Origin of the sequence: Xylanimonas sp. McL0601 (assembly GCF_049852175.1) — a bacterium.
In the GTDB taxonomy this organism is placed as follows: Bacteria; Actinomycetota; Actinomycetes; order Actinomycetales; family Cellulomonadaceae; genus Xylanimonas.
Genome location: NZ_CP187527.1, coordinates 3,669,289 through 3,683,570 on the forward strand (window position 1 = coordinate 3,669,289; position 14,282 = coordinate 3,683,570).

Sequence of the window (14,282 nt, forward strand, 5' to 3'; positions counted from 1 at the left end):
TTTCGTTCACAGGGGGAATGCTGAGTAGAACGCCTCGAGATCGTCCTGAGCGCCCTGCGCGTGCATGACGACGGTCCCGTTCCGCCACCACAGGGACGCGCCGGCCTCGCCGGGAACCAGCGCGTACTGGCCGGCCTCCTTGCCACCGACCTCGACGGCGCCGTCCTTGACCGGGGTCCCTGCGGCCTTGACCTGGGCGGTGTAGAACGACGATGCGTCGGCGGCGTCGGACCACTGGCCGGCCTGGAGTGTGATCGTCGTGGCGTCCGCGCCCTTGCCGTCGGCATAGGTGACGGTCCAGGACTCGACGGCCTGGTGGTCGTCCTGCCACGCGGGCAGGTTCGTGATCGTCTGCTGCGCGAAGGCGAGCACGGTGTCCGGGAGGGCCTTGGTCAGGGCGGTCTGCTCGCCGGAGCGCTTGGCGGGCGAGATCGTCGGCGTCGGCACCGGGGCGGTGACCGTCGTCGTGGGCGTAGGCAGCGGTTCGGGGACGGCGAACCCGGGCCAGAGGAACGCGGTGACGAGCGCGATCGCCAGCACCAGCACGCCGGCCGCGGAGCCGACGACGATGCGGCGGCGCCGGTACACGGCCGCCGAGGGCCGGGCGTCGGCGCGCGCGGACTCGCGGCTGCGTGAGCGCTGTTCGTCGGTCATCGGCGGTGCCTCCCCAGGTCGTCTGGCGGCAGCCTACGCACGCGCGACGCCGCGGCGGTGCACCCGTGTCGGTGGTGCGGCCTACCGTGCCCCGCGTGAGCTCTCCGACGTCGTCCCGCGCCCGGTCCGGTGCCGCCAAGAACGCCCGCCCTGCCTACCGCTGCACCGAGTGCGGGTGGGCGACGGCCAAGTGGGTGGGCCGCTGCGGCGAGTGCCAGGCGTGGGGCAGCGTCGCCGAGGACGGCCCCGCGGCCGCGGGCCCGCGGACCGTCGCGGTGACGCCCGTGCGGTCGGCCGCACGGCCCATCGCGGAGATCGACGTCGAGTCGGCACGCGCGACACCGACGGGGGTGGACGAGCTCGACCGGGTGCTGGGCGGCGGCCTCGTGCCGGGCGCCGTCGTGCTGATGGCCGGGGAGCCCGGCGTGGGCAAGTCGACGCTGCTGCTGGAGGTGGCCTCGCAGTACGCGCGCGGGCTCGACGGGCACGGGTCGCGGACGGTGCTGTACGTGACCGGCGAGGAGTCGGCGGGGCAGGTCCGGCTGCGCGCCGAGCGCGTCGGTGCGCTCGCCCCGTCGCTGCTGCTCGCGGCCGAGACGGACCTGGGGACGGTGCTCGGGCACGTCGACGCGACCTCGCCCGAGCTGCTGGTCGTGGACTCGGTGCAGACCATCGCGTCGGCCGAGGTCGACGGGATCTCGGGCGGCGTGTCGCAGGTGCGGGAGGTCGCGGCGGCGCTGATCGCCGTCGCCAAGGAGCGGCAGGTGCCGGTGCTGCTCGTGGGGCACGTGACGAAGGACGGGACGGTGGCCGGGCCGCGCACGCTCGAGCACCTGGTGGACGTGGTGTGCCAGTTCGAGGGGGACCGGCACTCGCGCCTGCGGCTGGTGCGCGCGGTGAAGAACAGGTTCGGCCCGACGGACGAGGTGGGCTGCTTCGAGCTCGCCGAGTCGGGGATCACCGGGCTGACCGACCCCAGCGGGCTGTTCCTGTCCCACCTCGGCGCCGGGGTTCCGGGCTCGTGCGTGACGGTGACGCTCGAGGGGCGGCGCCCGCTGGCGCTGGAGATCCAGTCGCTCGTGGCGCCGTCGCCGCTGGCCAACCCGCGGCGCACCACCAACGGGATGGACTCCTCGCGTCTCGCCCAGATCCTCGCGGTGCTGCACCGGCACGCGTCACTGCGGCTCGCGGACCAGGACGTCTACCTGTCGACCGTCGGGGGCGCGCGCGCCGGCGAGCCCGCGGCGGACCTGGCGGCCGCGCTCGCCATCGTCTCGGCTCGGACGGGAGACGCGCTGCCGCCTGGCACCGTGGCGTTCGGAGAGGTCGGGCTCGCCGGCGACGTGCGCCCGGTCGCGGGCATCGACCGGCGCCTCTCGGAGGCCGCGCGGCTGGGTTTCGTGCGCGCCGTCGTGCCGCCCGGAACCCGCGCCGGCACCACGGCGAGGGCCGCCGCGGGGCTCGAGCTCGTCGAGGCGGCGCACATCGCCGAGGCGGTCGACGCCGTTGCGCTGGGCCACGCCGCCCGTTGAGCCGCCGGGCGCCCCTTCGGCCTCTAGGATCAGTTGCGTGGCATCCACCCCCGCCCACCAGGACGACCTGCTGAGGGAGACCCTCGCCGCGGTCGCCCCCGGCACCGAGCTGCGCGACGGTCTCGAGCGGATCCTGCGCGGGCGCACCGGCGCGCTGATCGTCCTGGGCCTCGACAAGACGGTCGAGGACATGTGCTCGGGCGGGTTCGTTCTCGACGTCGCGTTCTCCGCCACCCGCCTGCGCGAGCTGTCGAAGATGGACGGCGCCGTGGTGCTCGACCGCGACGCGACCCGCATCCGGCGCGCGGCCGTCCAGCTGCTGCCCGACCCGACGATCGAGACCAGCGAGTCCGGCACCCGGCACCGCACCGCCGAGCGCGTCGCCAAGCAGAGCGGGTTCCCGGTGATCTCCGTGAGCCAGTCGATGCGGATCGTCGCGCTCTATGTCGGCGACGCCCGGCACGTGCTCGAGGGCTCCGACACCATCATGGGCCGCGCCAACCAGGCGCTCGCGACGCTCGAGCGCTACCGCGCCCGCCTCGACGAGGTCTCGGGCACGCTGTCCGCGCTGGAGATCGAGGACCTGGTCACGGTGCGTGACGTGTGCTCCGTGGTGCAGCGCCTGGAGATGGTGCGCCGCATCTCGGAGGAGATCGCCGGCTACGTCATCGAGCTCGGCGTCGACGGGCGCCTGCTCGCCCTCCAGCTCGACGAGCTCATCGGCGGCATCGGCTCCGACCGCGAGTTCGTGGTGCGCGACTACGTGGACCTCGAGCGCAGCGGGAAGTCCTTCCCCGACGTCCAGGCGGCGCTGTCGGGCCTCGACTCGAGCCAGCTCCTCGACCTCGGGCAGATCGGGCGTGTGCTCGAGCTGCCGGGCGCCGGCATCGCGCTCGACGCCGCCGTCGCGCCGCACGGCTACCGGCTCCTGTCCAAGGTGCCACGCCTCCCCGGCGCCATCATCGACCGGCTCGTGGCCCACTTCGGTGGCCTGCAGAAGCTGCTGGCCGCGTCGGTGGACGACCTCATGGCCGTCGACGGCGTCGGCGAGCAGCGGGCGCGGGCGGTGCGCGAAGGACTGTCGCGGCTCGCGGAGTCGAGCATCCTCGAGCGCTACGTCTGACCTGCCCGGCCGGCGCAGGAATCAGTCGGGCGGGCCGACCCCGGGTCACTCCTCGACCTGGCCACCGAGACCAAGGGTGGCAACCATGTCGCCGTCCTGCAGTCGCACCCGCACCACTGCCCGGGTCACCCAGGCCTCCCGGGCCAGGTGCTCCACACGCCGCTCGGTGCTGCGCACCTCAACGTGGGAGTCTCGCTCGGTCTCGACCACGAACCCGGTGAAGTCACCAAAGTGGTCGTAACTGAGGGATACCACCTTGCCGGCGACGGTCTTCGTGTACCGGTCGCCGCCGTCGGCGTGATCGCACTCCGGCTCGCGGTCGTGCCCGTGCTCGTGGTCATGCCCGTCGTGCTCGTCGTGCTCGTCACGGTCGCGGTCGTGGCCGTCGTGGCAGAGGTTGACGTGCTCCCAGTCGCCGTCGCCGTCAGGCAGGATGGCCGTGGGGTCACCGCCCATGCCGGCGACCCGCCCCGCGTACAGGTCGACATAGCGGCGGAACACCGGCCACCACCGGGACTCGAGCGGAACCGTCCGCTCGATGTGGCGCAAGATCGACAGGGTGCGCTCCTCGCCCGGCAGGAGGATCGCCTTGGTGCTCACCGGGATCTCGAGACCGAACGCGCCGATGGTGCGTCGGAACAGGAAGCCCTGGCGCGAACCCTCGACGAAGATCCGGAGCACCTCGGCGGGCTCGACCGCTCCGACCGCGACCGTGCGCCTCTCGCGTGATCGCGTGGTCGTGACGTCCGTGCCGGCCTCGACGACCCGACCCGTCCCGAACCGCGCACCCGTGATCTGCCGCACCCGCACGGAGTAGCGCTCACCTTTGTGCACGGTGGGTGGTAGCTCGACGGCGAGCAGCCCCACGTGGTCGAGGTCGGAGGCGCCTGGCACCGGGACGTAGGTCACGCCACCGGCCATGCAGGCCAGCGTGTGCGGGCCGGCCATCGAGAGCCGGTTGCTGACGTACATGCGGTGGGCCCAGTCCAGGGCTTCCGCGGCGTCGACGGTGGGCAGGTAGAGGGTCGCGTTCGTTCCCGGAGGGACGTTGCCCCAGTCGATCATCAGCTCGTCGGGGCGGTCGTCGAGGAGTGCCGCCGGGGTCGGACGGATCTGGAGCGTCTGCGGAACGACCCGTGAGTCGACGACCCCGGGGTTGGGCACGTTGACGAAGGTCAGGTTGCGCTGCGCCAGCTTGTCCGAGGTGGACGGATCGGCCCAGGACGGGATGGTCTGGCCGTCCAGGTCCAGCTCGACGATCAGGCACTGGTGAAGGCTGCGGACGTGCTGCTGGATCGACAACAGCGGGCCGACGCCCTGGAACGGTCCGTCGGGCAGGTTGGCCGCGGTCGTCCCCAGGAGACGAGCCGGGAACCGCAGGTCGTCGGGCTGGTTGATGTCCAGCCAGCACCCGAACCAGCCCACCATCTCCGCGCCGAGCGAGTCATGCTGGATCGTGCGCACGTTCGGGTCGTCGTGCTGGGTCTTCATGCTGACGGCCGAGGAGTCGACTCGCGGGCTCGCGAAGAACGGGACCGTCGCGATGTCGTCCCCCTGTTGGCCGAGCAGCGGCACGTGCCTCGTCCCCGTCGTCTGGGTGCGGTAGAGCGTGGTCGTGTCGTGGACCGCGTTGGTCTGCTGGGCGGGCCACATGCGGAAGAACGCCCGGACGTTGGGGGCGTCCTGGTTGAGGTCGCGGAACCGGACGCGGGCAACGGCGAAGTTGAAGACCCGATGGCCCTGGCCGTCGGTCGGCGCGAGCGTCAGAGCCTCGGGCGCCTCCCGGGGGTCTACCGCGTCGAAGTCGCTACCCAGTGCCGGGTGGCTGTTGAGGTTGGTGATGACGTTCTGGATGAAGTTCGTCGCAGCGGTCTGTGCCGAACCGCCGACCGCGAGCGTCGCTCCGAACCGGTGGGCGCCGTCGGTCACCTGGAAGACCCGCATGTCGATGCTGGTCCACCAGTCGACGCCGCGGGCCGGGTCGCCGTCGAGGATGTACGGGTTCGGTGACTGCAGCAGCCTGAGGACGCCGGAGTTGGCGACGGTCTGACCGGCCGCCGTGAAGGCGGCCGTCACGGTGACGTCGCGGGTGTCGCCGGTGAAGCTAAACGCGGATTCGTCGTCGAACTGAAGCTCGCACGGGAACGTGAACCGTTGGGGGACGTGCGGGGGGAGCGTCGGGTCTTCGGGGAGCACTGCTCCGTGCTCGACGACGTGCACCCCGGGGGCCGGGTCTGGAAAGGTCGGCGTGACCGGTGGGGAGGCGAGGTTGGCAGCGGTGAGACCGAGCTCCGTGGCCGTGAAGCCCTCGACGACGACGAGCACGGCCGGGTCGAAGCTGGCCGGCGCACCGTTGAGAGCGAGGAGGGCCTGCACCTCGCCGTGCCCGACGATGGAACGGTCCATGACCAGGAAGCAGTCCCGCGTACCGACCAGGACGGGCAGCGCTGCCGAGGCGATGCCGTTTGCGACGACCTCGAGGTTCCACGAGCCCGGCAGCACGTTGGCGGGGACCTCCATCACCGCAGTGACGGTGGCCGTCCCGGTGGCGATCCCCATGGTCGAGAAGTCTCGGGTGCGGAGGTACTTCACTGCGCCGGCAGCGTTGGTGAGCCGGGCGATCGGGTAGTTGGTCGCGTTCTGCCGGTCGTCGCCGTAGCCGTTGGCGTGGCTGAGGCCGTTGAGCTGGGTGCCGCCGATCTGGTACGAGTGACCCGCGATGAGGGCTGTCGGCGCGGACGTGACCACGGGCCGCCACGACGGCTTCGGGGTGAGCTCGGCGCTGTCCGGGACATACTCGTTGATCGTGTTCTGCTCCCCCGTCATCAGCACGTGGCCGTTGGGAAGCAGCAGGAAGCAGCACTGCCAGGTGTAGCCGGGCGCACTCGACGGCTGGTTTCCAGGCGTGGACAGCGTGTTGGCGACCGGGTCGACGTCGCAGATCGTGACCGGGCCGGAGAAGGACTTGCCCGCGGCGCTGGCGTCCACGGTGCCCGAGGTCAGCAGCAGGTGGCCGTTCGGGAGCAGGACGACCGCCCCGTCCGACGAGGTCTGCAGCCCTGCGGGTGCGTTCGGGTTGCTCGCGTCCGCCGGGAGGTCAGGGCCCGCAGTCCAGGTGCCCTGGGCGGTCGTGGTGGTGCCGGAGGTGTAGACACCGGTGTGGCCGCTCGCTCCCACGAAGAACGCCTTGCCGCTCGGAAGTGTCACGGCCCCGCCCATCTCGTCGAGCGTCCGCCCTCCGGCGGAGAAGACCGGCAGGGTCGAGGCGGTGGTGCCGGCACTGACCCACTGGTCTTCGGCCGGGACGTACATCTCGGCGTCCTGTGTTGCAGTCCGGCCGAAGATCTGGACGGTCAGCACATTGCCGTTCGGCAACAGGCACCAGCTCTCCTCATTGGTCTTGCCGACCTTGGTGTTGGCCACGGTGCCGAACTTGGTTCCCGACTCGACCCAGCTGCCCGTGTCCGGGTCCCAGATCGCCGTCCGAGAGCTGGACAGCGCGCCGAACATGACCCGGCCGTCGGGCAGCACGATCGAGACACAGTCGCCGACGATGAAGTCGAAGTCCGGGCTCGGCTTGCTGAACCCAGTCCAGGTCCCGGCGACCGGATCGAAGATCTCGGCCCGGGTGTCGTTGTCCGATGTCTTGTCGGTGTCACCGAGGATGTCGGAGTACTCCCCGCCCACGACGTAGACGCGGCCGTCCCGGAGGACGCCGCTGCCGAAGTACTTGCGCTGACCGGCCATGGGCAGCGCACTGGACCAGCTGCCGTTGCGGTAGTCGCCGTGGCTGTCTGGTGTGAGCCGGTACCAGTTCTTGCCGCCGTAGGTCTGGCCGAGCGACGGCCGGTTCGCGTCGTGCGCGAGCACCGTCCCGTCGGTGAGCAGAACCATCGTGTCCGCGCTCACGCCGGACGGTGCGTTGAACGTTCCCCAGGTACCGGCCACGGCGCCGACCTCCTTTTCGTCGGCCGCCAGCCGGCCGACACCTGTTGGGGAGCGATGGAGCGGCGCCCTGATACGCGCCGACCTCAGACGACAAGAGCCGCCGGCGAACCTCGCCATGGTCGACCGGGTCCGGCTGGTCGCGGAGCGGCAGGGACGCGCTACCGCGACATGCGCGTGGTCGCCGGGAGCTCGCCGCGACCGCCGGGCGCGGACGAAACCGGCGAAGACCGGTCGTAGCGGCGGGCGCACGTCCGGCGACCAGTGGGCTCCTGCGCTACGGCTGCTGCGCCGGCGCCTCGGACGGCGTGTCGGCGTCGGGTGTCGCCGCCGGGGACTGGGCTGACGGGTGCGCCGACGGCTCCGTGGACGCCGCCGGGTCGGGCGTCGGCGTCGGCGTCGGGGGCGCCGCGACCGTGATGGTGACCGGGTCGCTCTTCCCGTCCGGTACATCGGCCATCACCACCTGCACCGTGTAGGTGCCCGGTCCGACGGCCGGCTGCATCGCGGTGCACGCGCCCTCGACCGACTGCTTGCCCGACCAGCGCATGGTCTGCGGGTCGACGTCGCCGGGGCCGAGCAGCAGGTCGCGCGACGGACCCGCGCAGTGCGCGCTGGTCCACACCGCCTTGCCCTCGGCGTCCGAGACGACCACCTGGCGGGACCCGTCGCCGCCGTCGACGAGGCACGGGCGGCGGCCCACCTCGGTGATGGACACGTCGAGCGCGACCCCCTGGCCCGGCTCGATGAGCGTCCGTTCGGGCGTGACCCGGAGCATGAGGCTCGACGCGGGGCACGCCTGGCTCGGCCCGCCGGCGTCGGCGGCGTCGGGCGGCGCGACCTTGTCCGCCGCGAGCTGCGGCACCGGGTCGGGCCACGCCTCGCGGACCCAGCCCACGCCGCGGCCGATCCCGTACCCGAGGAACGTGCCGCCCGCCACCAGCAGCCCGAGCACGACGAGCAGCGCCACGGGGACCCGCCGCGCCGGCGCGGTCCGGGACGAGGGGCGCCCCGCGGCCGGGCGCCGGTTCCCCGGCGCGGGCCGCACGCGTGGCGCGCCGGCCGCGGTCCGGGGCGCCTGAAGCCGGTTCGTCGAGACGACGCGTCGGTCCCGCGGGCCCGCCGCCCCCTGCCGCTGCGCGCTGCCCGCCGACTTCGGCGACTGCGCCACCGCGGCCTTGCGGGGCTGCGCCCCCGCCGCCTTCCTCGGCTGCCCGTCCGTCGCGGACCGCGCCTGCGCGCCGCTGCCCTGCGCGCCGCTGCCCTGCCGGCGCGGCGCAGCGCCACGCGCGGTGCGGTCACGGTCGGCGGGTGCCACGGAGCCTCCGGTCGCTGCGGTCGGTCAGGGGACCCGCCCAAAGTACGACGGCGTCGCCGCAGGTCGGCGAAGCCGCGCCGCGCCGCCGACTACCGTGTCCGCATGCCTACCCCGCCCGCAGCCGCGACGGTCGACGCGCCGCACGCCGCCCTGGTGGACGGCGTCGTCGCCTGGTTCGCGACGGCGCGCCGCGACCTGCCGTGGCGCTCCCCGGACCGCACGCCGTGGGGTGTGCTGGTCAGCGAGGTGATGCTCCAGCAGACGCCGGTGGCGCGGGTCGAGCCGGCCTGGCGGGCGTGGCTGGAGCGCTGGCCCACGCCGGCGGACCTCGCCGCGGCCTCGACCGCCGACGTCCTGCGCGCATGGGACCGCCTCGGCTACCCGCGCCGGGCGCTGCGGCTCCAGGAGTGCGCGCGCGTCGTCGTCGAGCGGCACGGCGGCGAGGTGCCCGACGACGAGGCCGCGCTGCGTGCGCTGCCCGGCGTCGGCGAGTACACGGCCGCGGCCGTGCGGGCGTTCGCGTTCGGGCGGCGGTCGGTCGTCGTCGACACGAACGTGCGGCGGGTGCTCGCGCGGACGGTCGGCGGGGTCGCGCTGCCCGCGCCCAGCCCGACGGCGGCCGAGCGCACGGTCGCCACCGCAGTCGTGCCGGAGCGTGCCGCGGACGCCGCCGCTTGGGCGGCGGCGGCGATGGAGCTGGGCGCGCTCGTGTGCACCGCGCGTGCACCGCGGTGCGGGGCCTGCCCAGTGGGCGGCCGGTGCGCCTGGCGCGCGGCGGGCTTCCCCGCCGACGCGCACGCGCACCGCCGTCGCGCGCAGGCCTGGCACGGCACCGACCGGCAGTGCCGTGGCCGGCTCATGGCCGTCCTGCGGGCAGCGCCCGCGGCGGTCGCCCGGGAGGTGCTCGACGCCGAGCTCGGCGCGCCCGCGGAGGACCCGCAGGTCACGCGGTGCGTTGCCGGGCTCGTCGAGGACGGGCTGGTCGAGCAGACCGCCGCGGGCGCCTACCGGTTGCCGGTGGACTGAACGTCCTGTCAGAGAGTGAGCAGCATCCGCGTGTTGCCCAGCGTGTTGGGCTTCACCCGTGCGAGGTCCAGGAACTCGGCGACGCCGTCGTCGTGCGAGCGCAGCAGCTCCGTGTACACCTCGGGTGACACGGGCGTGCCCTCGATCGCCTCGAAGCCCTGCCGGCGGAAGAAGTCCACCTCGAAGGTCAGGCAGAACACGCGACTCAGCCCGAACGCGCGGGCCCGCTCGACGAGCGCTGCGACGAGCGCGTACCCGAGGCCGGTCCCGAGGCGCTCGGGCGCGACGGCCAGCGTGCGGATCTCGGCAAGGTCGTCCCACATGACGTGCAGCGCCCCGCACCCGACGACGACGCCGTCGACCTCGGCCACGACGAACTCCTGCACCGCCTCGAAGTATCCGACCAGCTCCTTGGCCAGGAGGATGCGGCGCTGGGCGTAGGGCTCGACGAGGGCCCGCACGGAGCGGACGTCGGAGGGCAGCGCAGGCCGGATCTCGAGAGGCACGGCGTCACTGTACGGGTGACGTCGGGTGATCCGGTTGCGGAGGTGCCCTCCCGGTGTGACGTTAGCCACGACACCAGCGTCGGAAGGAGCCCGCCGTGGCGACCAACAGGCTCACCGCCGAGTCCCGGGACCAAGCCCTGGCGGCACTCGAGGCTTCGACAACGCCTAGCGACGAGCTCGACGTCCTCGTCGTGGGCGGCGGCGTCACCGGCGCGGGCATCGCCCTCGACGCCGTGACGCGCGGCCTGTCGACGGCGATCGTGGAAGCGCAGGACTGGGCCTCGGGCACCTCGAGCCGGAGCTCCAAGCTGGTGCACGGCGGCTTGCGCTACCTGCAGATGCTCGACTTCCACCTGGTCCACGAGGCGCTGACGGAGCGCGACCTGCTGCTGCGCGACCTCGCTCCCCACCTGGTGCGACCGGTCCCCTTCCTGTACCCGCTCGAGCACCGCATCTGGGAGCGTGCGTACGTCGGCACCGGCATCGCCCTCTACGACACCCTGGCGGGCATCGCCCCGGGCAAGCGCGCGATGCCGATCCACAGGCACCTGACGCGCGGCCAGATGGCCCGCAAGTTCCCCGACCTCGCGCACGACGCCGCGATCGGCGCCGTCCAGTACTGGGACGCCTCGGTCGACGACGCCCGCCTCGTCACCACGATCATCCGCACGGCCGCGGGCTACGGCGCCCACGCCGCGTCCCGCACGCAGGTCGTCGAGCTCACGCAGTCCGCGACGGGCGCGGTCAACGGCGCCGTCGTCGTCGACCTCGAGACCGGCAAGCGCATCACGGTGCGCGCCCGCCAGGTCATCAACGCCACCGGCGTGTGGACGGAGGACACGGAGTCGCTCGCGGGCAGCGAGGGCGGCCTGCGCGTGCTCGCCTCGAAGGGCATCCACGTCGTCGTGCCGCGCGAGCGCATCCGCGGCAACGTGGGGCTGATCCTGCAGACCGAGAAGTCGGTGCTGTTCATCATCCCGTGGTCGCGCTACTGGATCATCGGCACTACAGACACTCCGTGGCACGAGGACCTGCGCGACCCGGTGGCCAGCTCGAGGGACATCGACTACGTGCTGGAGCACGCGAACGCGGTGCTCGCCCACCCGCTCACGCGCGGGGACGTCATCGGCACGTTCGCCGGCCTGCGGCCGCTGCTGCAGCCGGGCACCAAGGAGGGCACGTCGTCGGCCAAGGTGAGCCGCGAGCACACGGTCGCCAGCCCGACGCCCGGCCTGTCGGTCATCGCGGGCGGCAAGCTCACGACCTACCGGATCATGGCCAAGGACGCCGTCGACCACGCCATCGGGCAGCGCGCGGCGGCCCTGCCGTCGATCACGCACAAGATCCCGCTCGTCGGCGCCGTCGGGCTGCAGGCCGTGCAGCGGCAGGCGCGAACCTGGGCGAAGCGGTACCGCTGGACGCCGCCGATGGTGGACCACCTGCTGCACCGCTACGGCTCCGACGTGGCCGAGCTGGTCGAGCTGTGCGAGGCGGACCCATCGCTCGCGACGCCGCTCGAGCACGCCCCCGCCTACCTGCGGGCGGAGGTGCACTACGGGGTGACCCACGAGGGTGCCCTGCACCTCGAGGACGTGCTGCTGCACCGCACGCGCCTCGTGTACGAGGTCCCCGACGCCGGCCTTGCCGCGCTGCCGGAGATCGCCGATGTCGTCGCCCCTCTCCTGGGGTGGGACGACTCCACCAAGGAGGCCGAGACCGCCGCATATCGCGAGCGCGTGAAGGCCTACGACGCTGCGGCTTCCGAGACCGACGACGCCAGCGCCCAGGCAGCACGCCTGCGCGCGCCCGACGTCGCGGAGATGGTGCCGCTGGAAGGCTAGGGAAGGAACGACGATGCTCCTTGACGCATTCTGGTCGGAGGTCATCGGCACGGGGACGCTGGTCCTGCTCGGTGCCGGCGTAGTGGCCAACGTGATCCTGCCGAGGAACAAGGGCTTCGGGCCCGACTGGCTCCTCATCAACTTCGGGTGGGGCCTGGCCGTGTTCGCCGGCGTGTTCGCGGCGCACAAGTCGGGCGCGCACCTCAACCCGGCCGTGACCGTCGGCCTGTGGGTGGCGGACAAGCCGTTCTTCACGAGCGACGCCGGCACGATCGACCCGACGTTCGGCCATGCGCTCGTCTATTTCGGCGGCGAGTTCCTCGGCGCGTTCATCGGCGCGGTGCTCGCATGGCTCGCGTACAAGAGGCACTTCGACCTGGAGACCGAGCCCGGTATCAAGCTCGCGGTGTTCTCGACCGGCCCGGCGATCCGCTCCTACGCGTGGAACCTCGTCACGGAGATCCTCGGCACGTTCGTGCTGGTCTTCTGGGTGCTGACCAACGGCCCGACGCCCACCCAGATCGGCCCGCTCGCCGTCGCGCTCATCGTCGTCGGCATCGGCGCCTCGCTCGGTGGCCCGACCGGGTACGCCATCAACCCTGCCCGCGACCTGAGCCCCCGTATCGCCCACTTCGTGCTGCCGATCCCCGAGAAGGGCTCGTCCGACTGGTCCTACGCCTGGGTCCCCGTCGCGGGGCCGCTCATCGGCGCGGTGCTCGCCGGCCTGCTCGGCAGGGCCTGGGTCTGACCATCTCCCGCACCACGACGTGAAGGAGTCGCACCACCATGCCTGACTACGTCCTTGCCATCGACCAGGGCACCACGAGCTCCCGGGCGATGATCTTCGACCACGCCGGCCGGGTCGTCTCGACCGGTCAGCTCGAGCACGAGCAGATCTTTCCCAGGGCCGGCTGGGTCGAGCACAACGCCGACCAGATCTGGAACAACGTCCGCGAGGCGGTGGCGCTGGCCCTCACCCGCGCGAACGTCACCTACTCCGACATCGCGGCCGTCGGCATCACCAACCAGCGCGAGACCGCCGTCGTCTGGGACAAGACGACGGGCAGGCCGGTCTACAACGCGATCGTCTGGCAGGACACCCGGACCCAGTCGATCGTCGAGCAGCTGGGCGGCGACACCGGAGCGGACAAGTACAAGGCGATCGTGGGCCTGCCGCTCGCGACCTACTTCTCGGGGCCCAAGATCAAGTGGATCCTCGACAACGTGCCCGGGACGCGCGAGGCCGCCGAGCGTGGCGACCTGCTGTTCGGCAACACGGACGCCTGGGTGCTGTGGAACATGACCGGCGGTATCGACGGCGGGGTGCACGTCACCGACGTCACCAACGCCTCGCGCACCATGCTGATGGACCTCGACACCCTGTCGTGGCGGGAGGACATCGCGGCCGACATGGGCATCCCGATCTCGATGCTGCCGGAGATCCGCTCCTCGTCCGAGGTGTACGGGCACAGCCGCCCCGCCGGGATGCTGCCCGGCGTGCCGATCGCGGGCATCCTCGGCGACCAGCAGGCGGCCACGTTCGGGCAGGCGTGCTTCGACGTCGGCACGGCCAAGAACACGTACGGCACCGGCAACTTCATGCTGCTCAACACGGGCACGGAGAAGGTGCCGTCCAAGAACGGCCTGCTGACGACGGTCTGCTACAAGATCGGCGAGCAGCAGGCGCGGTACGCGCTCGAGGGCTCGATCGCCGTGACCGGCTCGCTCATCCAGTGGCTTCGCGACAACCTCGGCATCTTCACCGACGCACCCGACGTCGAGTGGATGGCCCGCAAGGTCGAGGACAACGGCGGCGCGTACTTCGTGCCCGCCTTCTCCGGCCTGTTCGCGCCCTACTGGCGGCCCGATGCGCGTGGCGCGCTCGTCGGCCTGACCCGGTACGTCAACCGCAACCACGTCGCCCGCGCGGCGCTCGAGGCGACGGCGTTCCAGACCCGCGAGGTCGCGGAGGCCATGAAGGCCGACTCCGGCGTGCAGCTCACCGAGCTCAAGGTCGACGGCGGCATGGTGACCAACGAGCTGCTCATGCAGTTCCAGGCCGACCAGCTGGGCGTCGACGTCGTGCGGCCGCAGGTCGCGGAGACGACGGCGCTCGGGGCCGCGTACGCGGCCGGTATCGCCGTCGGCTACTGGGACGGCGAGCCGGACGTGACGGCGAACTGGGCCGAGGACCGGCGCTGGTCGCCGTCGATGGACTCCGACGAGCGGGAGCGGCTGTACCGGAACTGGAAGAAGGCGGTGACCAAGACCTTCGACTGGGTCGATGCCGACACCCAGTAGTCCGGTCGTCGGCACCACACGTCATCGGCCGAGGTC

At 72.4% G+C, this 14,282-nt stretch carries 10 protein-coding genes; 6 read left to right on the plus strand and 4 right to left on the minus strand.

Annotation, left to right across the window (positions count from 1 at the left end; translation table 11 throughout):
* Window positions 1-6: 6 nt before the first annotated feature.
* Complete coding sequence (locus tag ACO4JP_RS16995; RefSeq protein ID WP_425955149.1) at window positions 7-654, minus strand: hypothetical protein; 648 nt, start codon at window positions 652-654, stop codon at window positions 7-9.
* A gap of 95 nt (window positions 655-749) precedes the next feature.
* Here ACO4JP_RS16995 and radA point away from each other — a divergent pair, with 95 nt between their 5' ends.
* Window positions 750-2,186, plus strand: coding sequence for a DNA repair protein RadA (gene radA, locus ACO4JP_RS17000; protein WP_425955150.1), 1,437 nt, complete (start codon window positions 750-752; stop codon window positions 2,184-2,186).
* 37 nt (window positions 2,187-2,223) lie between these two features.
* Window positions 2,224-3,309 carry a DNA integrity scanning diadenylate cyclase DisA gene (disA, locus tag ACO4JP_RS17005; RefSeq protein WP_425955151.1) on the plus strand — a complete coding sequence of 362 codons (1,086 nt, stop codon included), beginning with the start codon at window positions 2,224-2,226 and terminating at the stop codon, window positions 3,307-3,309.
* A gap of 45 nt (window positions 3,310-3,354) precedes the next feature.
* On the opposite strand, the gene ACO4JP_RS17010 is transcribed toward disA, so the two are convergent.
* Window positions 3,355-7,257 (minus strand): hypothetical protein, encoded by a 3,903-nt coding sequence (locus ACO4JP_RS17010; protein ID WP_425955152.1) that lies wholly within the window; start codon window positions 7,255-7,257, stop codon window positions 3,355-3,357.
* Window positions 7,258-7,531: 274 nt separating this feature from the next.
* Window positions 7,532-8,572, minus strand: coding sequence for a hypothetical protein (locus ACO4JP_RS17015; protein WP_425955153.1), 1,041 nt, complete (start codon window positions 8,570-8,572; stop codon window positions 7,532-7,534).
* 102 nt (window positions 8,573-8,674) lie between these two features.
* Between ACO4JP_RS17015 and ACO4JP_RS17020 the strand changes: the two genes are divergently transcribed.
* Complete coding sequence (locus ACO4JP_RS17020) at window positions 8,675-9,598, plus strand: A/G-specific adenine glycosylase (protein ID WP_425955154.1); 924 nt, start codon at window positions 8,675-8,677, stop codon at window positions 9,596-9,598.
* Between the two features lie 8 nt (window positions 9,599-9,606).
* On the opposite strand, the gene ACO4JP_RS17025 is transcribed toward ACO4JP_RS17020, so the two are convergent.
* Window positions 9,607-10,104, minus strand: a complete 498-nt coding sequence (locus ACO4JP_RS17025) for an amino-acid N-acetyltransferase (RefSeq protein WP_425955155.1) — start codon at window positions 10,102-10,104, stop codon at window positions 9,607-9,609.
* 95 nt (window positions 10,105-10,199) lie between these two features.
* Between ACO4JP_RS17025 and ACO4JP_RS17030 the strand changes: the two genes are divergently transcribed.
* The 3 genes from ACO4JP_RS17030 to glpK are packed head-to-tail and all read left to right on the plus strand — an operon-like array spanning window position 10,200 to window position 14,246.
* Window positions 10,200-11,945 carry a glycerol-3-phosphate dehydrogenase/oxidase gene (locus tag ACO4JP_RS17030; RefSeq protein WP_425955156.1) on the plus strand — a complete coding sequence of 582 codons (1,746 nt, stop codon included), beginning with the start codon at window positions 10,200-10,202 and terminating at the stop codon, window positions 11,943-11,945.
* Window positions 11,946-11,958: 13 nt separating this feature from the next.
* Complete coding sequence (locus ACO4JP_RS17035; RefSeq protein ID WP_425955157.1) at window positions 11,959-12,693, plus strand: MIP/aquaporin family protein; 735 nt, start codon at window positions 11,959-11,961, stop codon at window positions 12,691-12,693.
* Between the two features lie 38 nt (window positions 12,694-12,731).
* A complete protein-coding gene (gene glpK, locus ACO4JP_RS17040; protein WP_425955158.1) occupies window positions 12,732-14,246 on the plus strand; it encodes a glycerol kinase GlpK in 1,515 nt (504 codons plus the stop codon).
* Window positions 14,247-14,282: the final 36 nt, after the last annotated feature.

Coding starts and splice junctions, on each gene's coding strand:
- ACO4JP_RS16995 (WP_425955149.1), bottom strand. CDS start 654: ATGACCGACGAACAGCGCTCACGCAGCCGCGAGTCCGCGCGCGCCGAC.
- ACO4JP_RS17020 (WP_425955154.1), top strand. CDS start 8,675: ATGCCTACCCCGCCCGCAGCCGCGACGGTCGACGCGCCGCACGCCGCC.
- ACO4JP_RS17035 (WP_425955157.1), top strand. CDS start 11,959: ATGCTCCTTGACGCATTCTGGTCGGAGGTCATCGGCACGGGGACGCTG.
- glpK (WP_425955158.1), top strand. CDS start 12,732: ATGCCTGACTACGTCCTTGCCATCGACCAGGGCACCACGAGCTCCCGG.